The following is a 22,653-nucleotide window of genomic DNA, read 5'->3' as shown; positions in this document are numbered from 1 at the left end:
GCGGGCTTGCGGTCGCGCCTGGAAAAACGATGCGGCGCTCCGAGGCGATACAATCCCTATATTTCGGGCGTTCCGTCGGGCTTGCCGGCTGTCCGCATTGCCCTTCGTTCTCGAATCATTCCGGAGTTTACCTCATGCATATTCACATTCTCGGCATTTGCGGCACCTTCATGGGCGGCATCGCCCAACTGGCGCGTGCGGCCGGGCACCGCGTCACCGGCTGCGATGCCAACGTTTATCCGCCGATGAGCGTGCAGCTGGAGGCTGCCGGCATTGATTTAATCGAAGGGTTTGCGGCGAAACAGGCGCAGCTTGCGCCCGATGTTTTCGTCGTCGGCAATGCGATTTCGCGCGGCAATCCGCTCCTGGAAGAGATTCTCGATCGCGCGCTGCCCTACGTTTCCGGCCCGCAGTGGCTTGCCGACCATCTGCTGCAAGGACGCTGGACGCTCGCCGTGGCGGGCACGCATGGTAAAACGACGACCGCGTCGATGTTGGCCTGGATTCTTGAGGACGCCGGCCTGCATCCAGGGTTTCTGATTGGCGGTGTGCCGGTAAACTTCGGCGTGTCGGCGCGCATCGCCGGAAAAATCGACGGCAGGCTTGCCGATTCGCCGTTTTTCGTTATTGAGGCGGATGAGTACGACACGGCGTTTTGCGACAAACGCTCGAAGTTTATCCACTATCGGCCGCGTACCGCGATACTGAATAACCTTGAATTCGATCATGCCGATATTTTTGCCGATCTGGCGGCCATTGAAATGCAGTTCCATCACCTGGTGCGTACATTGCCTGGCAACGGGTTGATCGTTGCCAATGCGCTTGAACCGAGCCTCGACCGCGTGCTGGCGCGCGGTTGCTGGACGCCGGTTGCGCGTTTCAACGATCCTGCCGGTTGGCACATGGCCGGCGATGATGCCGTGGGTTCGTTGGCTTTGATGCAGGGCGATCGGCGCCTCGGTGAGACGCGCTGGGAGCTTTCCGGCGCGCATAACCGCAGCAATGCCGTTGCGGCACTGCTGGCGGCGCGCCATGTGGGGGTGCCGATTGAGCAGGGTTTGGCGTCGCTGGCGCGCTTCGCGGGCGTCAAGCGGCGTATGGAGTTGCGCGGCGTGGTGGCTGGCATCAGCGTTTATGATGATTTTGCCCATCACCCGACGGCGATTGCGACGACGCTCGCCGGGTTGCGGCGCAGCATGGGCGCGGAAGGGCGGGTGCTTGCCGCGCTGGAGCCGCGTTCGAATACGATGAAGCTCGGCGTCATGAAGGCCGAGCTCCCCGTCAGCCTGGCCGCAGCCGACCGCGTATATTGCTATGCCGCGCAGCTTGGCTGGGATGCTCAGGCGGCACTGGCTCCGCTTCGCGACAAGGCTTTTGTCGCACAGGATCTGGATAAACTGGTCGAACGCCTGGTGAACGATGCCCGTCCGGGCGACCGGGTGCTGGTGATGAGCAATGGCGGTTTCGGCGGCATTCACGAAAAGCTGCTGGCGGCGCTGCGGGCGCGTTGGCCGGACGCTACGCGCTGATCCGCATTGAGACGCCGCGCCGCGCGCTTTTCGCTACAAGGCGCCGCTGAGGCCCCTGTAAACAGGGCATTTCCGGGCGCCTGCCCGGAGCGCCTTTATCCATGCGGGTTTCAGAGCATCTGCCCGGAAATCCTTTATCCACGCGGGTCTCCGGCCAGCGCCTGGCGCTAGGAAGCGCTTGGTGCGAAAGTTCTTGGCGCTTTCCCCGGCCTTGTTTATAATGCGATCCTCTTGGAGTTCTTGGATGGTCGCTGAACTCCGCTGCCCATACATCGGTTGTCCTGCTGTCCCGCCTTTTCCGTGTTGATTCTCTCTGGACGGCCTTCGGCTGGCTTACCTTGTATGAAAATGAAAAGTTAACTTCTCGACCATGGTCCGATTCTGTTTTTGAACTTAGGAAGAATTGATGCCTGCTATTCGTGTAAAGGAAAATGAACCGTTCGAGGTTGCCATTCGTCGGTTCAAGCGTACTGTTGAAAAAACCGGCCTGTTGACCGAATTGCGTGCCCGTGAGTTTTACGAAAAACCTACCGCCGAGCGTAAACGCAAGCTCGCTGCGGCGATCAAACGTCACCATAAACGTGTACGCAGCCAGATGCTGCCCCCCAAGCTTTACTAATCTGGGTTTTTATCTATGAATGCAGCCGTGCGCCTTTAGGCGTACGGCTTTTTGTGTTTCTGTCGTGCTTTTCTGAACGCAGAAGATAATCGGATGAGAAGGTGAATATGAGCCTGAAAGAGCGCATCAACGAGGAGATGAAGGCCGCAATGCGAAATGGCGAAACGGCAAAGCGCGACGCCATACGCCTTTTGAACGCGGCGATTAAGCAGCAGGAAGTCGATGGGCGTGTCACGCTGGGCGATGCGGACATCGTTGCGGTCATTGAAAAAATGCTTAAACAGCGCCGAGATTCGATTTCCCAGTATGAAGCAGCCGGGCGTCAGGAACTGGCGGATGCCGAAAAATTCGAGGTGCAGGTGCTCAGTCAATATATGCCTGCCCGAATGAGTGCCGAGGCTATTGCCGTCGCGGTACAGGCGGCGGTGGTTGAGATGGGTGCGAGTCGCGCAAGCGATATGGGTAAGGTGATGGCGGTGCTCAAACCCCAGCTGGCGGGCAAGGCGGATATGGGTGAAGTTTCCCGGCAGGTCAAAGCAGCGCTTTCCGGCGCAGGCGTTTGAGTAAAACGCGGAACAACGATACAGGCCCCTGGCTCGGTACGGCGAGCGCCTTGGTCAAAGCAAGGTACGACGATGGATTACGGTAAACTGGGATTGCTGTCCGGCGATTCTTAAGTGGTGTTTTCAGTCATTTCTCCAGGTATTTCTTGCGGGCAGGCATGATTCCCGATTCATTTATCCAGGATCTGCTCAATCGAGTCGACATCGTCGATCTGATCGACGGTTATGTAAGGCTCAAGAAGGCTGGGGCGAATTTCGTCGCTTGCTGTCCGTTCCATAACGAGAAAACGCCTTCATTTTCTGTCAGTCCGGGCAAGCAGTTTTATCACTGCTTCGGCTGTGGCGCTCATGGCACGGCGATCGGCTTTCTCATGGAATATTCCGGCCTAAGTTTTGTCGATGCCGTTAAGGAACTGGCTGCGCGTGTGGGCATGCCGGTGCCGGAAGACGACATACGACGGCCGCACGGCGGTACGTCGCGCGTTTCGTTGAGTGAAATCATGGCGCGGGCGGCGCGTTATTACTACGAACAGTTGAAGCGTTCCGACAAGGCGATCGCCTACCTGAAAAAGCGCGGACTGAGCGGTGAAATCGCCCAAAAATTCGGCATCGGCTATGCGCCGGAGGAATGGCAAAATCTCGGTACAGTATTTGAGGATTACACCCAGACAGAATTACAGACAGTCGGTCTTGTCATCAGAAATGATCAGGGACGGCTCTATGACCGGTTCCGCGATCGCGTGATGTTCCCCATCATCAGCCAGGCAGGCGAAGTGATTGCCTTTGGGGGGCGAGTCATTGGTGAAGGTGAGCCGAAATATCTCAATTCACCGGAAACGCCGTTGTTCGAAAAAGGCCAGGAGGTGTTTGGTCTGCCGCAGGCGCGCACGGCGCTGCGTGAGAAAAATACCGTGATCGTCGTCGAAGGTTATATGGATGTTGTTGCGCTGGTGCAACACGGTATCGGCAACGTCGTGGCGACCCTGGGCACGGCGACGACGGCCAGGCATGTCCGTAAATTATTGCGTCAGGTTGATCGCATCGTATTCTGTTTTGATGGCGATGCCGCGGGGCGAAAAGCCGCCTGGCGGGCGCTGGAAAATACGTTGGAAGCCTTGCCGGAGCAGAAAAGCGTCGGGTTCGCTTTCCTACCGGAACCGGAAGATCCGGACAGTTTCGTGCGCAACCAGGGTGTTGCCGCCTTTGAGCGTCTGGTGGCTGAGGCGTTGCCGTTATCGGAATTTCTCATGCGTGAACTGGCGGCGCGCTGCGATATGACCAGCGCTGAAGGGCGGGCAAATCTGGTGGCTGATGCAAAACCTTTGCTCAATCGCTTGCAAACGCCGTTTTTGCGTCTACAGTTGATCAAGAGGCTGGCGGAAGCGAGCGGTTTTTCGCAGGCGGAAGTCGAGCATTTGTGCGGTTTGAGCCCTATCGCGCGGTCAGCGCCGGCGAGAGCGCCAAGGCAGGCCCCTTCGCTGTTGCGGCAGCTTTTACGCATGGTGCTGCAAAAACCTGAACTGGCGGCGAATGTGCCGCTTGCTGCATTACCGGACAATTCTGGTGAAGCTCAGGCGTTGCGGCGATTATGCGAGGCGATTGCCGAAGTGTCCGCCGAAATAGGTGCGCCGCCAGTGTGTTCTGCGTTGTTGGAACGTTTTCGCAACGGTGAGGACGAAGGTGTATTGAATCAGGCAGCGGCTGAACTGATGCAACAGCCGTTTGATGAAGAAACGCTTGATGAGGAGTTTGCAGGTGCGGTGGATCATTTGCGGACAGCGGCAAACCGGCGTGTTTTTGAGGCGCTACAGGCAAAGGTGGCGAGGCTGGGGGTGACAGACTTGTCTGCGGAAGAAAAACAGCAATATCTGCATGCATTGCGACAAGGCAGTTATCAGTCGAATGATGCGTAAGTTATGGTAAAATCAGCAATTTTCCATTCTGACGCTTAACCGGGACATGAGTATGGTCATGGCAAGGGAAAAGACAACGAACAACAAATTGACGAAGGCGAAGGCCGCCGAATTGCTGGCTCAGATGGCGAGTCAGCAGCAACCTTCGCCGAACGATGAAGAATCACGGAAAATCCGTCTGAAAACGTTGATCAAGCTGGGCAAGGAACGTGGTTTCCTGACCTATGCTGAGGTCAATGACCATCTGCCTGATGAAGTCGTTGATGCCGAGCAGATCGAAAGCATTATCAGCACATTCAGCGATATGGGCATTCAGGTGTACGACGAGGCGCCGGATGCTGAAACGTTGTTGATGTCGGATAACCCGGCGCCGGCTGCTGCCGACGATGCCGATGTCGAAGAACAGGCAGAGCAGGCGCTTTCGACGGTTGATTCCGAATTTGGCCGCACGACCGATCCGGTTCGTATGTACATGCGTGAGATGGGTTCAGTCGAGCTACTGACCCGCGAGGGTGAGATCGAGATCGCCAAACGCATCGAAGACGGTCTCAAGCACATGATTATGGCGATTTCCGCTTGTCCGACAACGATTGCTGAGATTCTCGACAGTGCGGGCAAGATCGCTCGCGATGAAATGCGCATCGACGAGCTGATCGACGGTCTGATTGACCCGAATGCGGCGGATGAAGCGCTGGATGCCGCCGGTGAATCGATTGATGAGAATGGTCTGGCCGACGACGAAATCAGTGATGATGACGGCGATGACGACGGCGCTGCCGTTTCAGCCTCACTGCTCAAACTCAAGGAAGACGGGCTGGCGCGCCTGGCTGAAATCAAAACGCTCCATGGCAAGGCGCATAACGCGCTGCTCAAAAAAGGCTCGCAGGATAAAAGCTATCTCCGTCTGCAGAAGAAAATTTCCGAAGTGATGATGGGTATTCGCTTTACTTCCAGAACGATCGAACGGCTGTGCGATGCCGTGCGCGCGATGGTCGATGAGGCACGGGCGTGCGAACGCAAAATTCAGCGCATCTGCGTCGATACCGTGCGGATGCCGCGCCCCTATTTCATCAAGGCCTTTCCGGGCAACGAGCTAAACCTCGGGTGGGTCGATGCCGAAATTACAGCGGCGGCGGGTAAACCCTACGCTCAGACGCTTGCCCGCAATGCCCCGAATATCATTGAAGAACAGCGCAAGTTGCTGGCTTTGCAGGAACGTATCGGATTGCCGCTCAAGGAGCTGAAAGATATCAATAAACAGATGTCTACCGGTGAAGCCAAGGCGCGGCGCGCCAAGCGCGAAATGACCGAAGCCAACTTGCGTCTGGTAATTTCGATCGCCAAGAAATATACCAATCGCGGGCTGCAGTTTCTTGATTTGATTCAGGAGGGAAATATTGGCCTGATGAAAGCCGTCGACAAGTTCGAATACCGGCGCGGCTATAAATTTTCCACTTATGCCACGTGGTGGATCCGCCAGGCCATTACCCGTTCGATCGCCGATCAGGCGCGCACTATCCGTATCCCGGTGCACATGATCGAAACAATCAACAAAATGAATCGCATTTCCCGGCAGATTCTTCAAGAAACCGGCGTCGAGGCCGATGCGGCGACGCTGGCAAAGAAAATGGAAATGCCAGAAGAAAAAATCCGCAAGATTCTCAAGATCAGCAAAGAGCCGATTTCGATGGAGACGCCCATTGGTGACGACGATGACTCGCATTTGGGCGATTTCATTGAAGATGCCACCACCTTGGCGCCGACCGATGCCGCCCTGTTCTCCAGCCTGCGCCTGATTACCAAGGATGTGCTGGATACACTGACGCCGCGAGAAGCCAAGGTGTTGCGCATGCGTTTTGGTATTGAAATGAATACCGACCACACGCTGGAAGAGGTCGGTAAGCAGTTTGACGTGACGCGTGAACGCATCCGCCAGATTGAAGCCAAGGCATTGCGCAAATTACGTCACCCTTCGCGTTCGGATAAACTACGCAGTTTCCTTGACAGCAGTAATCATTAATCGAATGCACCGGTTTCGGTATGCGTGATCCGGAAGTGGAAGGAGCGCGATACGGCAGCCATGCAAACAATTTCGGGCCTGTAGCTCAGTTGGTCAGAGCAGAGGACTCATAATCCTTTGGTCCAGGGTTCAAGTCCCTGCGGGCCCACCAAACAGACAAAGGCTTAGGAATGCTTCCTAAGCCTTTGTTTCTTTGTCTTTGTTTCTTTCTAAGCTATTGAAAAATCCGGTTTGCCTTGCTTGAAGACGCGCGCTTCTCCGTCTTTTGGACAGATATGTTCAGATGGCGCGCTGCGAACACCTAAAAGGCAAAGAGGAATAGCGCCAACAAAACATCGAAATGTCGTGCAAGCTGCGTCGTTGGTACGGCGCAGGGAATTATGACTTAGGCTGCCGAGAGGTGTGCATGGCCTCGCGGCTGGTCGGCCTGAAACCCGTGCTGATGCGGAGAATAGCGTGTGCCGCTATGTCAGCACGAGTGGGACGCCGGTTCAACCCCGCTGGTGCGGGGAACAGATTCGAGTAAAACTTACAATGGGCGATCGTCTCGCTTCATCCCCGCTAGTAAAGGGATTGCGGACACTACCCTCCAAAGCCCGCGTCAATAAAGGGATTGCGGGCACCCCTCTCTGAAACCCCTGTAAATAAAGGGCTGCAAGGCAACCTGCCCGCAAACGCCCAATCCATACGGGTTACAGGGTAAGAGGTTATGAATTAGGCTGCCGGGAAGTGTGCATGGCCTCGCGGATGGCCTGCATGGCATCGATCAATGCCGTGACAGGATCGTCGGCATTTTCGGAGAGTATCACCAGTTTTGCGCCGCTTTCCTCAATCAGCTTTGCCGCTGCTTCGTCAGGTGCAGTGTGTGTAAGCGCTACACGCGGTTTGCCTTGCGCCAGTGCCTGAGCCAATGCGGCTGGCAATTCTGCATCGTTTTCTGGGATCTGCCAGGAGACGGGTTCGAGCTGCAAGGCGTTGGCCAGCACGTGCATGCGCGGCGAGAGCAAGAGAACGGAGAGTTGCTCCGCTTCTGCCAGGGTGCGGCTGGTTTGCGATACGGCCTGTTGCAGGCGTTGATTGATCTGGGTCAGGTTGGCCTGTAGATGCGGCGCTGCTTCGGGCGCAAGGCGCGAAAGCGCGTTGACCATGAGCGCGGCCATTCGCGCCAGATTGGCGCTGTCCTGCCAGGGGGGATTGTTGAGGAGGCCAGAATCGCTGGCTGCGCCTGCCTTGCCGCCCAGCAGAGTGATGCCCGGCAGGTCGCCTTCGACAGGGTTGGCGACATCGATTTCCACGATGCGGATGTTTGCCCGCCGCGCCAGCGGGTAGAGCTGGTCATCCGGCCAGATGGAACGCAGCGTCAGTACCGCCTGAGACTGGACGGCCGCGTCCATCAGCGCATCCTGGCCGCGTCCGAGCAGATAGGCGGGAATGCGGTTGGCGGGCAGACGCGCCGGTGCGACCCGGGTCAGTACCAGGCCGTCGGCGCCGTGCAGTAGCTGACGCGCCAGTCCGTAGACCACTGGGTGCGCTGCCAGCACACGCAGCGCTTCGGCGCGCGTTACCGGGGCTTGCGCGCGCGTGGCGCGATCGGCTGGTTTTGCTGTCTGGGTACTGTCGGGAGACGCATACGTTGCGGCTGACAGGAGCAGCCAGAACGCCAGACAGAATGTGGTGTTCAGAACAGAAAAAAGACGTTTGCAAAACATGGTAAGCCTCCAAATCTCGCCTTGCGAGGAAATTAGGCAACCGGGAGAGTCCGCTTTTCTCTCCCCGGCAGCGAACGATAAAAAATGCGGCAAGGCGAGTTGATCTCCATAAAGAATGCGGAATTGATCAACTACGCAATAACTACGTAATAGCCGGCTGCGCGACGCGGGCGCGCCCCAGCACGGCCAGTCCGAACAGTGCGCCTGCGCACAGAATGACGGCTGCGCCTGACGGCACGGCAAGATCCAGTGCGACGGGCACGGCAATGCCCGTCAGCGTACTTGCCGTAGCGAATATCACGGTAAGCCAGAAAAAACTGCGCATCGAGCGCGCCAGCAGGCGCGCCGAGGCGGCGGGAATGACCAGCAGCGCGCCGACTAGCATCGCCCCGATGATTTTGACTGCGGCGACGGTGACGATAGTGACAAGCATGACGAAAACGTAGTCGAGCCACTGCACGGGCAGCTTGCGCGCCTGTGCCAGCGGCGCGTGGAAACTGGCCAGCATGGCGCGGTTATAAATGCGATGCAGCACCATCACCGTAAAAATGGTGACACAGGCCAGCACGCCCAGATCGCGTCCACTGACGGTCAGTACGGAACCGAACAGCACGTTTTCCAGAATATGGATATTGATGCGTGCGGCCAGCAGCAGTAGCAAACTGGAACCGAGCGCCAGCGACACGGCCAGGAAAACGCCGATCAGCGTATCCGGCGAGAGGCCAGTGCGCCCGCGCAGGTAATTGAGCAGCAGGCCGAAAAGAATGCAAAAGCCAAACAGGCTGGCGTAAGGGCTACTGGCCGGCTCGCCGACCATGATGCCGATGGCGATGCCGGTGAGCGCCGCATGCCCGACCGCTTCCGAGAAAAAGGCGAAACGCTTGACCACGACCAGCGTCCCTAGCCCACCCAGCAGCGGCCCCAGCAGACAGCCGGCCAGCAGCGCATTGATGACGAAGCCGTATTGCAGCATATGCGGCAGCCAGCCGGCCACCGCGCCCGCCTGCAAGGTGTGATGCACGGCATCCCAGTATTCGCTCATGCGGCCTTCTCCTCCTGCGTTTCATGGGCGCCTTGTTTTTCCTGACCGTTCGGCGTAGAGGGCGTGGAGTCATCCGACATGCTGGTGTGCGCGAACAGTTGCAGCAGCATGTCGGCATCGTGCAGCGCATCAGGTGTTCGTGTCCATAGCATGCGGCCGCGGCGCATGGCCGTCACCCGGCTGGACAGGCGGCAAACGGCCGCCAGATCGTGTTCCACCCAGATGACGGTTGCGCCCGAACGCCGCCAGTCGGTCAGCAGGGTTTCAAAGACGGCGATGCCCGCCTGATCAAGCGCCGCCATCGGTTCATCCAGCAACACCAGTTGTGCCTGCGGCAGCAGGCTTTGCGCCAGCAGCACGCGCTGGCGTTCGCCGCCGGAGAGGTCGCCCATGCGGCTGGTCATTTTATGCGTCATGCCGACGCGCTCCAGCGCCGCGGCGATCCGCTCACGCACAGCGCGGCGGATACCTAGGAATAGCGGCTGCGACTGCAACATGCAGGCCATGAAATCCTGCACTGTCATCGGCAGGGTGCGATCGCACTCGATGGCTTGCGGCACATAAGCCAGCGTGCCGGGCGTATCGCCCGGCCAGTGCAGCGTCACTTCACCGCGATGCGGCATCTGGCCAAGCAGCGTCTTGATGAGACTGCTCTTGCCGCAGCCGTTGGCGCCGACCAGTGCGTGCACCTCGCCTGCATGCACCTGCCAGTCGATCCCGTTCAGAATGGGCGTGGCGCCCAGTTGCAGGCGGACATCGTGCAGGCATACGGCCGGGCCGATGGCGGACACAGCGCTCATGCGTGCGATTCCTGGATGGCGCGAACCACGGTGTCGAGGTTGTAAGCCATGTCTTTCTCGAATTTGTCTGCCGTATAAGCCCCGTGTGAAATATGCGTGAGCGGATAGACCTTCATGCCGGTTTCGCGGACCAGCGTCCGCACGAAGCCGGTCGGGTTGTCCTGCTCGGCAAATAGCACGTGGATATTCTGCGTGCGCACGCGCTCGACCATAGCCCGAAACTGCGCGGCGCTTGGCTCCATCCCGTGCGCCGGCTCGACGACAGCGCTCACTTCCAGTCCAAATTCACGCAGCAGGTAATCGTAGGCGCCATGTACCGTAGCCACGCGGAAGCTGGCGTCGGGCGCCCGCGTCACCCTGGACAGCGCATCGGCGCGCAGTTTGCGCAGGCGGCGGTTGTAAGTGCGGGCGTTGTCGACGAAGAAGGCGGCCTCTGCCGGCGCCAGTTTGCCCAGTTCGTGCGCGATGGTGTTGACCTGGATCATGGAGGCGCTGATGGAAATGAAGGTGTGCGGGTTGACCGCCCGGCCCAGCGGTGCGCCCAAGGCCATGGTGGACAGCAGTGGCACGTCGGCGTTGGCATTGATGGTCGGCAACTGCGGCTTGTCGCTGGCGGCGATCATGCGCTTGGCGAAGTCGTCGTGCCCAATGGCGTTGAGCACGACGACGCTCATCTGGTTGATGCGCTTGATGTCTTCGGCGCGCGGCTCGTAGGCGTGCGGGTTGAAACCGGCGTCGATCAGGGGCAATACCCGCGCGTGATCGCCGACAATATTGGCGACGAAGCTGTAATAGGGGTGCAAGGTCACGCCGACCGTCAAGGCCGCCGCCCGCGCCGGCAAACACGCACCGGCGGCGAGTGCGGCCAGGCCGGTGAGAAAGCGGCGGCGGCCCGGGACGCAGGTGTCAGGAAAATGTGCTGGTAAGGTTGGTTTCATCGAAAACATCCATTCAGGTCATTCATGTCTAAAATCCGCCGCTTTCACGCGTCGGCGGGCGCGGATATTCTGCGCGCAGGTGCGCGACCGCCTGCCGCCAGCCGTGGCGAATCAGGCTGGCTTCATCCAGGGATTCAGGCAATGCGCCGTCAGGCGTCGTATCAGCCTCATGCAGCCAAAGATCGAATCCGGTGTGGGGCGATTCATCGCTATGCGCGTTTTCTGCAGCGCCCTTTACTTTCGTCATGGCATGTATGGCATGCGTTTCCGGCAGCCGCCAGAGCAGGACGCGCGGCGTGGCGTGTTGTTTGCCTTGCTCTGGCGATGATTCCGTATGTCCGCCCGTGCCCAGATAGGCATAGCGATCGCCGACGGTGAGTAGACGCCATTGGCGGCGGCCGCGCTGCTGCGCTGTCAGGTCGTCGATGAACGGCGGCCAGCCCTCGTCCGCCCAATGTTTCGGCGTGGGCGGCGGCAGTGGCGCATTCATGCTTTGCCATTCATCGTAGACGGCCTGCAAGTCGGTATAGATGCCCTGTTCCGCCGTACTTAGCCCGGTGGATAGGTCAATCTGGTGGGCCTGTAGGCGTTCCTGGGGCAGCAGACGGCGCTGCCAGCCCACTGCCAACATACTGACCAGCAGGGTCAGTGCCATCGCCAACAGTACCCAGCGCGTCTCACGTAGGGCGCCGGCAGGCAGTACGCGCTGGATGCAGCCGTCCGGCAACGCGTCGGAAGAGGGGGCGGAAAGGTCGGCCGACGAATCAGCGGATGTCATTGTGGTCGACTTCCAGCGAATGCCCTTCGCCGCCCTCGAAACGCACGTAGAAATCCTGTTTGGGGCGTTTGAAGCGCACGCTGGATTTGGCGTCCAGCGCACCGTGCCAGAGTACTTTGTCCTCGTAGGACATGACCTTGATTTCTACGCCTTTGGCGCTGCTGCCGTCGGAGAAGCCGCCTTCACATTCGATGTACTCGTTGCCGTCCGGATAACAGGCCAGGCGCGGAGAATGGGCGTGCGCCAGCGTCACGGACAAGAGGGCGGAAAGAAAAGCCAGTGGACGCACAATGGCCGCCGGAAAAAGTCTGTTCATAATTTCGGTCTCACGGAAAGATAAAACAAAAAACACCCGCAGGCATTATAAGATTGTTGTTATTCGCCGGGAGCGGCGGCCTGCAGCTCCCGGCGGATTTTTTACTTTTTCTGTTCTTTATGCGTACGGAAGGACAGGCTGGACGACATGCTGACCTTGTCGGCTTTGGCCTTGTCTCCACTTTGTTCGGTGGCGTGTCCGACGGACAGTGTATTGAAGCCATCGCGCGCGATACTGACTTCTGCACGGCCTTCGGCATTGGTCGTCAATTTTTCCCCGTCACCGAAAAAGTTGCTGCTCAGCTTGGCTTCGGGCAACGGTTTGCCTTTGAACAGAACCTGTACGGACAGTTTGTCACCTTTTTTCAGCTTGGCGGGGTTGACGGCGGGGACGATTTCCAGATCGTAGCCCAGCGCATTCACTGGCTCCCGATCATTGAGGTAGCTCACCGCATATTTGTAGGAATGCTGGGCAAGTGTCACTTCCGAGGCATTGAAGGCATCCTTGGGTTTGTTGTGCCATTTGCCGTCCTTGGTTTGAACCCATAAACCGTTGTCCATGACGCAGCCCAGAAGTCCGGGATTGTCCGTTTCCAACGTTGCGTAGCGCTGTTCATGCGGGACGATCTTGACGGCGGCTTTCTGGCCATTTTTGAATGCGCGCGCGTCGACGATTTTGGCCGGATCGTACGGATCGGTCATGGATTCATGATGGCCGTACATCACGGTGTGTTCCCCGTGAATTTTGGCCAGCCAGGAACCGTGCGCCTGCGCGCCCAGCGGGATCAGCAGAAAACCGGCCAGCGTCAGCGCGATCGTATTGAAGGAATGTTTTTTCATGGTGTCATCTCCAATGAAAGTTACTGTTGCGGGTTAAAAAAATGATGCTTGCGGATGGCCTCAATCCGCCAATCAAGACGCTCTGAAGATTTGGGTAACCTCGGGGCATCTTGACGCCGGACAGAGGCCAGGCGTGCCGGCTCTCGTCCGGAATCCGGGGACTGTGGTGTGTAAGACGTTCATCCGGAATGCCGATCAATAATCGAACGCCAGCCCGGCAAAGTACATACGCCGCGGATAGGGGTGGCCGATGTAGGCTTTTTCGTCGTTCAGATTATTGACGCCCAGGGAAAATCGCAGTTGCGGATGGAAGCGGTACACGAGCTTGGCGTCGGCAATGAGATAGCGGCTGGCCCCGCCATAAGTATCCGGATTCACGTCCAGGTTATCCATACGGTTGTACTGGCGTCCGCTGTAGCGGGCGGACAGGCTCAGGGACAGCTTGTCATTAACGCGATAGGTCGACACCAGCGTCGCCCGCCAGCGCGGGATACGTACGATCCAGTTGCCGACGGTATCCGGATTACGGTGATTTTCCCGGATGATCGACTGGGCATAGGTGACGCTGCCGTTCAGATCGAGGCCGTGTATCCCGACATCGTTCAACCCCCAGGACAGTTCCACGCCACGGCTGCGCACCTTGTCGACATTCTGAATGCTGGTGATGTTGGGCGTCACCGTCGTGTCGGTCTGCGAAATGAGCGCATCGTAACGGTATTCCTGGAAGAGCGACAGGCGCGCCTGACCGTTATCCAGCGATTTTTCGATCGCCAGTTCACCGGAATGTACCCGCTCGGGTTGCAGGTTCGGGTCATTCTCTAGACGGTTGGGGCCGGTGGTGATCGCCTGAAAGAGTTCGGTCACCGTCGGGAAGCGCGTCGCCTTGCCCAACGAAGCGCGCAGATGCCAGTCCGGCGCGGCCTGGAAGCCGAGAGACAGCTTGGGCGAGAAAGCGCTCTTCTTACGATCGCTGTAAGAAACCTGGCTCGGCGTACTGGCGCGATTGGCGTTGCTGCCGTCGTAGGCCTGCCAGCGCTCCCAGCGGCCGCCCAGTGTCAGTGACCAGGCCGGCGCAAAACGCCACGTATCCTGGAGATAAAGCGCATGGGTGTTTGTCTTGCCGCGCGAAGCCGCCGTCAGCTCCCGGATGCCGCCTGAACGCCAGTCATCAACGTTGCCGGTGTCCGACTTGAACGTATAGCGGTCGAAGTGATAGCCGAAATGCAGCTTGTGCGCGCCCTTTGCGCCATCAGGCCGCCATTCGCCGCGCAGATCGAGGTTCTCCCAGCCGGTGCCGCTGCGGTCGGTCAAAGTCCCCCGGCCGCCGTTCTGGCCGGAATCCAGCCCCGTATTGCTGGCATTACGCGATTCGTCCTTGGCATAACGATAGACGCTGAAATTAAGTTCGGCGTCCCAGTTTTCCTTACGCTTGGACTTGAGCGACAGCGCCTGCATCCAGTGGAAATCATCGCTGCTGCGGGGCGTAATGCCGCTGACGGTATAGCGTTGTCCGTTGATCCGTACATACTGGTACGGCCCGCTGGGCGTCGTGTTATAAATAGTTTGACCCGCCGCATTACGCAGATAGCTTTCGGAAGAAGATTCCCCGGAGTTCTGCCACAAGCCCAAGGTATAAGCGGCCTGCCAGTTGGGAGAAAAATCATAGGCCAGTTTGAGTTTCCCCTGATCCTGAATGGTGCGCTCGGCGCTCACCGAGCTTGTGATTACACGGGGATTATTGAGCGCGTCCCTGTCGGTCATGGCGCCTGATACCTCGACACCGCCGGGGCCGGGTTTTGGCGTCGCCGTTCCATACATGGAAGGTGCCGTATCGCTGTCCAGACGGTTATAGCCGACCCAGAAAGACCAGTCGCCGGCGCGGTTGCCGAGTGAGACATTGGCGTTGTAACTGGGGAAACTCTTGTTTGTCCGGTATTCACTGCGTACTTCTTCCTGGAAGTACTGGATCGCCCCGTGCGCTTCGAATTTCTCCGGCATGCGGGTCGTAAAGTTAGCTGTCACTCCCATCGAGTTGCCTGGGTAAAGTGCCGAAAATGGGCCATAGATGAAATCGACCCGCTCAATTTCTTCCGGCGCAACCATGCCCCAGCGCGGTGAATAAAGGAGGCTGTTGCCAACGTAATTGGACAATAGAATACCGTCGCTATACACCATGGAATGCGCGCTGCTATTGACGTTGCTCATGCGGCTGCCGATGCTGGCGTTGCGGTCGCCGATGTAACGCTCGCGCAGCTGTAAGCTGGGCTGGTATTTGATCACATGCCCTGAGGTGACGGCGTTGATGTTTTCCTTGATCTGCTGGGCGGTGACGCTTTCCACGGTTGAAGAGACGGCGGCGGCAACGGGCGCATTGCCCTTGACCACCATTTCTCGCAGCTCATGCTCGGGTTCCGTATCGGCGGCAAATGCCGCGGCCGGCAGGGCGGCAAGGCATGCGGCCAGTCCCGTGCGGCGAAAAACAACTTTCATGATTCAACTCCTCCTTTGATCGAATAGATATGGACTGCTGACCGAATGCCGGCGCCCTGATGCAGCAGGCCGGCAAGAAAACCACAAGGCGTCGCTGCCGTTGCCGGCAGTGCGGACGCGCGCTTTATCCTGATTTTCATCCTGTTTCTCCCAACCTTTAATCTGCTGTTCCGCGTGTTTTCGGCTTTTGATTGAAAGATGGGCGGATGACGCAATGCCGAAATGCCGTTTCGCCGCAACGCCGTGCTGTCGGGCGGAAACCGCCCCGTCTGGATTGCCGCCCGTGCATCGGCACGAAACGCACATTGCATGTACGCCCAAATACGGCGCCCGGATCGGCCCGATACCCTTTGAAGCATCGGAATCGACGAAGAAAAATTTACTCATGTGCCTCTGATGGCTGCGTAAGAAAGCCGATTTTGGTGAGGCCTGCACGGCGGGCAGCGCTCATCGTTTCGGCAACGATTTCATAGCGCACGTCCCGGTCAGCCTGTAGATGCATTTCCACTTTCGGGTCTTGGGCGACGGCAGCCTGAAAGCGCGCCATCAACTGATCGTTGGCCACCTGCTCGGAGCCGATGTAGATGTTGCCCTGGGCGTTGATGGAAACCGACAGCGTCATCGGTTTTTCCGGCGTCGGTGAACTCGACGCGCGCGGCAGCTCAATCTGCACCGAATGCGTCATCAGCGGCGCCGTAATGATGAAGATGATCAGCAATACCAGCATCACATCAACCAGCGGCGTCGTATTAATTTCCGCCATCGGCGCCTGGGCGCCGCTTGAATTAAAACTACCAAAAGCCATGCTCAGACTCCTTTCGACGAAAATGTTTGCCTCATCGTGAAAAAGGCGTGCAGGTCATGGGCGAAGGCATCCAGGCTGATCAGCACAACGCGGTTGGCGCGGTTCAGCGCGTTGTAGGCGAATACGGCAGGCAGGGCGACGGCCAGTCCGGCGGCGGTCATGATCAAGGCCTCGCCGACCGGGCCGGCAACTTTTTCCAGAGCAGCCTGTCCGGAAATGCCGATGGCAACGAGCGCGTGGTAAATGCCCCAGACCGTGCCGAACAGGCCGACAAAAGGCGATGTCGCGCCGGTCGTTGCCAGAAAAGTCAGCCCGCTTTCCATTTCGGACTGCGTGGCGGAAAGCTGTTGACGCAAGGTGCGCTCCATCTGTCCGGAGGAATCGAAATGTGCACTCAATTGCTCGTCGGCCGTGGCGCAGTCGGAATTGCAGGATACGGCCTGTGTCACCAGCTGGGCGAAGGGGTTGTTCGCTCCGGCGCGGCGCAGCCGCTGCAAACCCTCGTCGAGTGAGCGCGCTGCCCAGAAATCGGGGACAAGACGCCCGGCGCGGCGTAGCTTCCAGCCTTCGATCAGTTTGACCAGAATCAGATACCAGCTGACGATCGACATCAGCACCAGAAGAATGGCCACGCCGTGCGAAACCGTATCGCCGCTGGCCCATAGATGGGCGAATCCAAAAACGTTTTGAGTGCTGTCTGCTTGCATGTTATTGCTCCAGTCGGAAATGAATAGGAACCAGAACCCAGCTATCTACCGGGATACCGCCGCGCTTGGCGGGAACGAATCGCCAGGCGCGCACTGTTTTCCGCGCCGATTCGTCGAGCCGGGCGCTGCCTGAAGATGTGCGGATGTCGACCTGCTCGGCTTTTCCTGCGGCCGAAACGCGCACGCGCAGGATGACCCGGCCTTCCTCGCCCATGCGGCGGGACATCGGCGGATAGGGCGGCGCCGGGTTGAGCAGGTAATCGGCGTCAAAACGTGCCTGCACGAGGCCGGAACCGGCTGCGCCTTGTCCGCCCTCGACGCCGCCCGAACCGCCTGCTGCGGCAGGGGCCGGATCGGGCGGTGCGGCTTCTTCCGCCGGCGCCGCCGGCGCGTTGTCGCTCGCCGGCTCCGAAGATGCTGTTGCTTCAAGCTGGGGCGGCTGCGGTTTGGGTGCGGGCGTCGGCTTGGGCTTGGGTTTGGGCGTCGGCTTGGGCTTGGGCTTGGGCTTGGGTTGTGGCGGCGGCGGTGTTGGTGGCTCGGCAGCAGGGGCTGCGGCCGGTGAAACCGGCAGCGGCGTCGCTTCGATCAGGTCGACGACCAGCGGCGAGTCGACGATTTTCGGCGGAAGAACGGTTTTATGCGCCATCATCAGCGACAGCAACAAGGCATGCAGGCCGAGCACAATCATAAACAGACTGCCGCGCTGTGCCGGGCTGGGCGCAGAGGAGGGAAATGAGCTACGTGCGGCCATGATTGATCAATCGAAATCCTTTCTTCGTATGCTAAAAAACAGCTTGCTCGTAAACGATAAATATTATCATTAACATCGTTGTCACATCAATCAGCGACGTCGTATTGACTTCCGCCATCGGTGCCTGGATGCCGCTTGAATTAAAGCTGCCAAAAGCCATGCTCAGACTCCTTTCGACGAAAGCGTGCTACCCATCGTGAAAGAGGCGTGCAGGTCGTCGTACAGGCCGCGGGCAGAGGCATCCAGCCCGGTCGGCACGACACGGCCGTCTTTGACCATGATGTGGCGGCGCGGCATCGCGCATGCGATTAGCGTCTTTCCTGATCCCGAACTGTTTCGCCCTTCGTCCTTGATACTGCTGAGCTGGACGTTTGAGGCGGGAGCGCTGCCGTCCTTGCGTCCTCGTCTGCTTCACCACAACCGGTCGGGAGAACAGACGCATAGAGACGGGATTACACGCACCACTAGGGTCGTGGTTCGGGCGTCGCAATGTCCGGAGTCCGCACCGCTGATGTGTCGCTAACGGTTGCTTGCGATACGGTCGAGTTCTCCTTGCGCTACGCTTGTTTTGGCGGCGGCAAGGTTTTACAGCACCGTAGGGCTTCACCGTATCACTGATAGCCGGGCAATCGGGCTTTCCTTTCCGGCCTGGCTGCGTTCAGACGTGCGTTTTTGTATGTACGCTTGGGCGCGTGGCTGGATGGGGGAAGCTGATCTGCGCGAACTGCAAGTGCAAGCGTCCGGCTGATGCGATCGCAAGAGGTGCGGGCAGCGTTTTTTCGGGATGCGGCGGTGGGAATCGGATTCGGAAAGGCTCGTGCGCTCGCCGGTGCTTTGTGTACCCGTCGATGCCCTGGTTTCTTCGAGGCTTCTTCGAGATTTTATCGATCAGGAGGATCGATAAGCGTGTTAAGGGCAATCGACAAGGCGGTACTGAAAAACCCATGCGTCCCTGAGCAGAGGCTTCATGCATGTGCTTGTCAGTTCAATCTGCCCCGACGCTACGCCGGAACAGATGGCAATTTAAAAGCTTTCAGCGCTTTCCGTCAGAACCTTTCCCCTCACCCCGAGGATTGGCACTGCGCCTGCTTCAGGCCGGTCTTCTGGCTCGCCTTCTTCCTCCACCAACGCCTTCCCATGCGCCTTTCCGCGCACAGTGGCTTCTTGTCGGTTTCGTCTGGCTTACAGCAGCGGGGGGCTGCACCGGCTTGTCTGTCCATATCATTCAATCCTTTCGGATGTTGAATCGTGATATGGGCACCGGTTTCCCGTTTCACCTTCTCCCTCTCATGGGAGCGAGGCACCTGAATGCAGGCCGAATCATATGCCTAAATAATGCTTTGTTCAATACGTTGCATACACAAAACCGGCTCTTTTTGTTGAGAATAGTACACAGACGGTAATGCAGTAAAGAATCACGAATAAGGAATGAAAAGCGGAAAAGTCATTGAAAGTAAAGCAAAAACTGTGCTTTGAAGAGGTCTGCGCCGCATATGCGCCTGCTCAAGTTGTCTGCGTCTGGTCAATGATGCATGCGGGCCAAAAACTGATATAGATCGTGCGGCAAGCGTTTATGAATGAGCGCGGTGGGTGGATGATGAATAAGAAACGGAGTCCGGATGCCCTGTGGCAGTACAACGTGCCGTGACGAAGTATTTTCTCCCGTTCATTTTTTCAATCTATCAGCTGATCGATAAGAAATGAGTAAGAGGGTGTGAAGCGTGTTTTGCAAGCGAGTCAGATGACCTGGTTCAAAAGTTTTTACGGCGGTATGCTGAATATCTGAAACCGCATTGTCTTGATTAATATCCCCTTCCGCTTGTTGCAATTGCACAACAAGACGGGCTGAAAAATGGAAGAGTTGGCACTTTCAGCTTGTCCGGCGGCGTGCGGTTTGCGATCATGGCACCCAGCTTCTCATCCATGAGAGGTCCAGTTTGGTGGAGCTGAGTTGTTGTGTCACCCAATGCGCCGCCGACCTTAACCCTAGAGGAGATTTTCAAATGCAAAAGAAAGTAATTGCTCTGGCCGTCGCCGGTTTGGTTTCGGGTGCGGCTTTCGCTCAGACCTCCGTGACCCTGAGTGGTACCGTTGATCTTGGCTATAACATTGGCAAGGACAAGTGGGAAAGCCAAACCCATAAATACAGAAACTTCCGTGGCGGCGACGGTAAGGGCATGAGCTCCTCGCGCCTGAACATTGATGTCAAGGAACAGTTGGGTAGCGGACTGAAGGCTGGTTATTTCCATGAAATCGGGTTAGTTCATTTCAAGGGCACCCATAACGATCATGAAAGAATGACCGTTGGCAATGATGGCGTTACGGGCAAGGATGCGCCATCTTTTAGCCGCACACGTCAATCGTTCGCTTATTTGGAAAGCGCCAGCGCCGGTCGTTTCCAGATTGGTCTTGCCAACCTGATCATTGATGATCAAACGGGCTTTGCCAACGTCGGTTCGCGCAATCATGTGGGTCACGCCTACAACGCCAGCTTCTATGCTCCAGGAACGAATACCAAGCTCGTCGATGCGATGGATCTTGCCCGCGCCAATACCATTTCCTACTACTCGCCGTCGTTTAGCGGCTTCCAGGTCATGGGTCAGTTCGGTTATGGCAAGTCGGAACTGGATAATGGTCCTGCCAGCCAGGACGACTCCTACAAAATCTACAACCTTGGCCTAAAGTATGCTAATGGCCCTGTTACCGCTTTCATCGGCGGACAAAAATATGAAAAGGATGAGAGTACTTCTGCGCCGGCTTTCTCGAACGAAGAGGATCGCCGTGAATTTATTGCTGCCGCAGGTTACGATTTTGGTGTTGCCAAACTGGTTGGTATGTATTTCGATCGGAAGGCCGACGTCAATGGCCCAAGTGATCACAAATACCGCGGTGGTGACATCGGTGTGACGGTTCCAGTAGGTCAAGCTGAGCTGTTTGCCAACTACGGTATGGGTAAAAACAAGTTTACAGCGAGTGGTGACGATTCTTGGAAGATTAAAACCTATCAATTGGGTACCCGCTATAACCTGAGTAAGCGTACCAATATTTACGCACTGTATGGTTATGGCAAAGCCAAGGAAAAGCAGGTTGGTTCAGGTACCGGCAAGAGCAATGTCATATCTGTTGGCCTGCGCCATTCCTTCTAATCGGATTGTATGATCAGATAGATTCTGATTGTATCTGATTAAGAACGGCTGCCTTCGGGCAGCCGTTTTTTTGTCTGATAGTTCAAAAATACGCAAGCTTACGGCAAACGCGGGCGTGGCGCAGGCGGTAAAACCATCGTCTTTGGTCTGCTCAAGTGAGGCGAATTGTGTCTATACCGAAATCGTCCCGAATGCTTCCAAAGCCATGCTGCAAGCCATTATTCGGGGTAAAGTGGATCCTAACAGCATCATTCACACCGACGGCTGGCGAGGCTACGATGGGCGGGTTGACCTCGGCCTAGAAAAGCACTTTCGGATCAATCACGGCAACCGAGGCAAGTCAAAGGCTCCAGACACGTCAACGGCATGAGTCTTTCTGGAGTGATGCCAGGCATCGGCTGGTGCAGTTTCATGGTGTGCGAAGGGACAAGTTCGATCTGTACCTCAAGCAGACCGAGTTTCGCTTCAATCACCGACACCTTGATTTCCACAAGACAATGCTTAAACTGCTCAGAAACAACCCTTTGGAAAGCGTTTGATTCCTAAGCTCCTCAGAAAATGGCGGTTAACGTGTCATCAGATTATCGCGGTGGATGATTTCTGCTTCGTATTCATAACCAAGCAAAGCTTCGATGTCGGCGCTGGCGTGGCGAGCGATGCGGCGGGCGTCGCCACTACTGTAGTTGATAAGGCCGCGTGCAATTTCCTTACCTTCGGGCGATAGGCAAATGACGAGGGCACCGCGCTCAAATTCTCCCTGAACATCGACGACGCCAACAGGTAACAGGCTTTTGCCTGCGGATAGTGCCTTTACCGCGCCGGCATCGAGTATGAGTCTGCCGCTGACTTGCAAGTGGTCGGCAATCCACTGTTTACGGGCGTTCAGGGTCGGTGTGCCAGAAACAAGCAGCGTGCCTAGCGCTTCGCCACGAGCCAGACGCAACATCACGTCTTTTTCCCGTCCGCTGGCAATGGCGGTATGCGCGCCGCTGCTGGCAGCGCGTTTGGCGGCAAGAATCTTGGTGATCATCCCGCCTTTGCCGATGCCGCTGCCTGCACCGCCTGCCATGGTCTCAAGCGCCGGGTCGCCGGCGTGTGCTTCACTAACCAGCGTGGCATTTGGGTCGTGGCGTGGATCCGCCGTGTATAGTCCCTGCTGGTCGGTCAGAATGATCAGGGCGTCGGCGTCGATGAGGTTGGCGACAAGCGCACCGAGCGTATCGTTATCGCCAAACTTGATTTCGTCAGTGACAACGGTGTCGTTTTCGTTGATGATCGGGACGACACCGAGTGCGAGCAGGGCGGTCAGTGTGGCGCGTGCATTGAGGTAGCGTTTGCGGTCGGCCAGGTCTTCATGTGTGAGTAGGATCTGAGCGGTGGCGAGACCGTGGCGGACGAAGGCGTTTTCATAAACTTGCACTAATCCCATCTGTCCAATAGCAGCGCAGGCCTGGAGCTCATGGACGGCTTTGGGGCGTTGCCGCCAGCCCAGACGTTGCATGCCGAAAGCGATAGCGCCCGAGGAAACGAGCAGGACTTCCTTTCCCTCCTGACGGAGCTGGGCGACCTGACGCGCCCATTCGCTAATGGCGTTGAGGTCCAACCCTTGGCCGTTATTGGTGACGAGTGTGGAGCCAACCTTGACGATGAAGCGTTTGGCGGCGGCAAGACAGGTCGTAGACATGATG

General features: G+C 57.6%; 19 protein-coding genes, 1 tRNA gene, 1 pseudogene and 1 riboswitch. Of the genes and pseudogenes, 8 read left to right on the top strand and 13 right to left on the bottom strand.

Annotation, left to right across the window (positions count from 1 at the left end; genetic code table 11):
* Positions 1 to 134 precede the first annotated feature (134 nt).
* From mpl to ABCS64_RS08440, 6 genes are all read left to right on the top strand, one after another.
* Positions 135 to 1,529, top strand: a complete 1,395-nt coding sequence (mpl, locus tag ABCS64_RS08465) for a UDP-N-acetylmuramate:L-alanyl-gamma-D-glutamyl-meso-diaminopimelate ligase (protein ID WP_418891415.1) — start codon at positions 135 to 137, stop codon at positions 1,527 to 1,529.
* 406 nt (positions 1,530 to 1,935) lie between these two features.
* Positions 1,936 to 2,148, top strand: coding sequence for a 30S ribosomal protein S21 (rpsU, locus tag ABCS64_RS08460; protein ID WP_418891414.1), 213 nt, complete (start codon positions 1,936 to 1,938; stop codon positions 2,146 to 2,148).
* Between the two features lie 107 nt (positions 2,149 to 2,255).
* Complete coding sequence (locus ABCS64_RS08455) at positions 2,256 to 2,711, top strand: GatB/YqeY domain-containing protein (protein ID WP_418891413.1); 456 nt, start codon at positions 2,256 to 2,258, stop codon at positions 2,709 to 2,711.
* Positions 2,712 to 2,869: 158 nt separating this feature from the next.
* Positions 2,870 to 4,624 carry a DNA primase gene (gene dnaG, locus ABCS64_RS08450; RefSeq protein ID WP_418891412.1) on the top strand — a complete coding sequence of 585 codons (1,755 nt, stop codon included), beginning with the start codon at positions 2,870 to 2,872 and terminating at the stop codon, positions 4,622 to 4,624.
* Positions 4,625 to 4,682: 58 nt separating this feature from the next.
* The gene (gene rpoD / locus ABCS64_RS08445) at positions 4,683 to 6,644 is read left to right on the top strand and encodes an RNA polymerase sigma factor RpoD (protein WP_418891411.1); all 1,962 of its coding nucleotides are present in this window, start codon (positions 4,683 to 4,685) and stop codon (positions 6,642 to 6,644) included.
* Positions 6,645 to 6,718: 74 nt separating this feature from the next.
* Positions 6,719 to 6,795 (top strand) — tRNA-Ile (locus ABCS64_RS08440).
* Positions 6,796 to 7,351: 556 nt separating this feature from the next.
* Here the strand turns inward: ABCS64_RS08440 and ABCS64_RS08435 are convergent.
* From ABCS64_RS08435 to ABCS64_RS08380, 12 genes are all read right to left on the bottom strand, one after another.
* A complete protein-coding gene (locus ABCS64_RS08435) occupies positions 7,352 to 8,353 on the bottom strand; it encodes a metal ABC transporter solute-binding protein, Zn/Mn family (protein ID WP_418891410.1) in 1,002 nt (333 codons plus the stop codon).
* Between the two features lie 142 nt (positions 8,354 to 8,495).
* Complete coding sequence (locus ABCS64_RS08430) at positions 8,496 to 9,395, bottom strand: metal ABC transporter permease (protein WP_418891409.1); 900 nt, start codon at positions 9,393 to 9,395, stop codon at positions 8,496 to 8,498.
* Positions 9,392 to 10,195, bottom strand: a complete 804-nt coding sequence (locus ABCS64_RS08425) for a metal ABC transporter ATP-binding protein (protein ID WP_418891408.1) — start codon at positions 10,193 to 10,195, stop codon at positions 9,392 to 9,394. The genes ABCS64_RS08430 and ABCS64_RS08425 overlap by 4 nt, the downstream gene beginning before the upstream one ends.
* Positions 10,192 to 11,133, bottom strand: a complete 942-nt coding sequence (locus tag ABCS64_RS08420; RefSeq protein WP_418891407.1) for a metal ABC transporter solute-binding protein, Zn/Mn family — start codon at positions 11,131 to 11,133, stop codon at positions 10,192 to 10,194. Before ABCS64_RS08420 ends, ABCS64_RS08425 begins: the two co-directional genes overlap by 4 nt.
* Before the next feature lie 28 nt (positions 11,134 to 11,161).
* Positions 11,162 to 11,911, bottom strand: a complete 750-nt coding sequence (locus ABCS64_RS08415) for a DUF6162 family protein (RefSeq protein WP_418891406.1) — start codon at positions 11,909 to 11,911, stop codon at positions 11,162 to 11,164.
* Positions 11,898 to 12,227 carry a hypothetical protein gene (locus ABCS64_RS08410; RefSeq protein WP_418891405.1) on the bottom strand — a complete coding sequence of 110 codons (330 nt, stop codon included), beginning with the start codon at positions 12,225 to 12,227 and terminating at the stop codon, positions 11,898 to 11,900. Before ABCS64_RS08410 ends, ABCS64_RS08415 begins: the two co-directional genes overlap by 14 nt.
* A 101-nt stretch (positions 12,228 to 12,328) precedes the next feature.
* Positions 12,329 to 13,066 carry a DUF4198 domain-containing protein gene (locus tag ABCS64_RS08405; RefSeq protein ID WP_418891404.1) on the bottom strand — a complete coding sequence of 246 codons (738 nt, stop codon included), beginning with the start codon at positions 13,064 to 13,066 and terminating at the stop codon, positions 12,329 to 12,331.
* A 195-nt stretch (positions 13,067 to 13,261) separates the two neighbouring features.
* Positions 13,262 to 15,556, bottom strand: coding sequence for a TonB-dependent receptor (locus tag ABCS64_RS08400; RefSeq protein WP_418891403.1), 2,295 nt, complete (start codon positions 15,554 to 15,556; stop codon positions 13,262 to 13,264).
* A 379-nt stretch (positions 15,557 to 15,935) separates the two neighbouring features.
* Positions 15,936 to 16,361, bottom strand: coding sequence for an ExbD/TolR family protein (locus tag ABCS64_RS08395; RefSeq protein WP_418891402.1), 426 nt, complete (start codon positions 16,359 to 16,361; stop codon positions 15,936 to 15,938).
* Between the two features lie 2 nt (positions 16,362 to 16,363).
* Positions 16,364 to 17,068 carry a MotA/TolQ/ExbB proton channel family protein gene (locus ABCS64_RS08390; RefSeq protein WP_418891401.1) on the bottom strand — a complete coding sequence of 235 codons (705 nt, stop codon included), beginning with the start codon at positions 17,066 to 17,068 and terminating at the stop codon, positions 16,364 to 16,366.
* 1 nt (position 17,069) lies between these two features.
* Positions 17,070 to 17,819: an energy transducer TonB gene (locus ABCS64_RS08385; protein WP_418891400.1), complete on the bottom strand. Its 750-nt coding sequence runs from the start codon at positions 17,817 to 17,819 to the stop codon at positions 17,070 to 17,072.
* Positions 17,820 to 17,850: 31 nt separating this feature from the next.
* Entirely contained in the window at positions 17,851 to 17,979 is a 129-nt protein-coding gene (locus ABCS64_RS08380) for a hypothetical protein (protein WP_418891399.1), read from the bottom strand.
* Between the two features lie 916 nt (positions 17,980 to 18,895).
* Positions 18,896 to 19,143: riboswitch (cobalamin riboswitch) on the bottom strand.
* A gap of 679 nt (positions 19,144 to 19,822) precedes the next feature.
* Between ABCS64_RS08380 and ABCS64_RS08375 the strand changes: the two genes are divergently transcribed.
* Together ABCS64_RS08375 and ABCS64_RS08370 are read left to right on the top strand one after the other, a co-directional pair.
* The gene (locus ABCS64_RS08375) at positions 19,823 to 20,965 is read left to right on the top strand and encodes a porin (RefSeq protein WP_418891398.1); all 1,143 of its coding nucleotides are present in this window, start codon (positions 19,823 to 19,825) and stop codon (positions 20,963 to 20,965) included.
* 102 nt (positions 20,966 to 21,067) lie between these two features.
* Positions 21,068 to 21,504, top strand: a pseudogene (locus tag ABCS64_RS08370) (IS1595 family transposase); the annotation flags it as partial.
* 26 nt (positions 21,505 to 21,530) lie between these two features.
* On the opposite strand, the gene proB reads toward ABCS64_RS08370, so the two are convergent.
* Positions 21,531 to 22,649, bottom strand: a complete 1,119-nt coding sequence (gene proB / locus ABCS64_RS08365) for a glutamate 5-kinase (RefSeq protein WP_418891397.1) — start codon at positions 22,647 to 22,649, stop codon at positions 21,531 to 21,533.
* Positions 22,650 to 22,653: the final 4 nt, after the last annotated feature.

The sequence above is a fragment of the Dentiradicibacter hellwigii genome (assembly GCF_041770905.1).
Taxonomy (GTDB): Bacteria; Pseudomonadota; Gammaproteobacteria; order Burkholderiales; family Rhodocyclaceae; genus Propionivibrio; species Propionivibrio hellwigii.
This window is presented reverse-complemented; position numbering and strand designations above follow the sequence as displayed.

What these genes read in the sequence shown, in the direction of transcription:
- mpl (WP_418891415.1), top strand. Translation starts at nt 135, where the DNA reads ATGCATATTCACATTCTCGGCATTTGCGGCACCTTCATGGGCGGCATC.
- rpsU (WP_418891414.1), top strand. Translation starts at nt 1,936, where the DNA reads ATGCCTGCTATTCGTGTAAAGGAAAATGAACCGTTCGAGGTTGCCATT.
- ABCS64_RS08455 (WP_418891413.1), top strand. Translation starts at nt 2,256, where the DNA reads ATGAGCCTGAAAGAGCGCATCAACGAGGAGATGAAGGCCGCAATGCGA.
- dnaG (WP_418891412.1), top strand. Translation starts at nt 2,870, where the DNA reads ATGATTCCCGATTCATTTATCCAGGATCTGCTCAATCGAGTCGACATC.
- rpoD (WP_418891411.1), top strand. Translation starts at nt 4,683, where the DNA reads ATGGCAAGGGAAAAGACAACGAACAACAAATTGACGAAGGCGAAGGCC.
- ABCS64_RS08435 (WP_418891410.1), bottom strand. Translation starts at nt 8,353, where the DNA reads ATGTTTTGCAAACGTCTTTTTTCTGTTCTGAACACCACATTCTGTCTG.
- ABCS64_RS08430 (WP_418891409.1), bottom strand. Translation starts at nt 9,395, where the DNA reads ATGAGCGAATACTGGGATGCCGTGCATCACACCTTGCAGGCGGGCGCG.
- ABCS64_RS08425 (WP_418891408.1), bottom strand. Translation starts at nt 10,195, where the DNA reads ATGAGCGCTGTGTCCGCCATCGGCCCGGCCGTATGCCTGCACGATGTC.
- ABCS64_RS08420 (WP_418891407.1), bottom strand. Translation starts at nt 11,133, where the DNA reads ATGAAACCAACCTTACCAGCACATTTTCCTGACACCTGCGTCCCGGGC.
- ABCS64_RS08415 (WP_418891406.1), bottom strand. Translation starts at nt 11,911, where the DNA reads ATGACATCCGCTGATTCGTCGGCCGACCTTTCCGCCCCCTCTTCCGAC.
- ABCS64_RS08410 (WP_418891405.1), bottom strand. Translation starts at nt 12,227, where the DNA reads ATGAACAGACTTTTTCCGGCGGCCATTGTGCGTCCACTGGCTTTTCTT.
- ABCS64_RS08405 (WP_418891404.1), bottom strand. Translation starts at nt 13,066, where the DNA reads ATGAAAAAACATTCCTTCAATACGATCGCGCTGACGCTGGCCGGTTTT.
- ABCS64_RS08400 (WP_418891403.1), bottom strand. Translation starts at nt 15,556, where the DNA reads ATGAAAGTTGTTTTTCGCCGCACGGGACTGGCCGCATGCCTTGCCGCC.
- ABCS64_RS08395 (WP_418891402.1), bottom strand. Translation starts at nt 16,361, where the DNA reads ATGGCTTTTGGTAGTTTTAATTCAAGCGGCGCCCAGGCGCCGATGGCG.
- ABCS64_RS08390 (WP_418891401.1), bottom strand. Translation starts at nt 17,068, where the DNA reads ATGCAAGCAGACAGCACTCAAAACGTTTTTGGATTCGCCCATCTATGG.
- ABCS64_RS08385 (WP_418891400.1), bottom strand. Translation starts at nt 17,819, where the DNA reads ATGGCCGCACGTAGCTCATTTCCCTCCTCTGCGCCCAGCCCGGCACAG.
- ABCS64_RS08380 (WP_418891399.1), bottom strand. Translation starts at nt 17,979, where the DNA reads ATGGCTTTTGGCAGCTTTAATTCAAGCGGCATCCAGGCACCGATGGCG.
- ABCS64_RS08375 (WP_418891398.1), top strand. Translation starts at nt 19,823, where the DNA reads ATGCAAAAGAAAGTAATTGCTCTGGCCGTCGCCGGTTTGGTTTCGGGT.
- proB (WP_418891397.1), bottom strand. Translation starts at nt 22,649, where the DNA reads ATGTCTACGACCTGTCTTGCCGCCGCCAAACGCTTCATCGTCAAGGTT.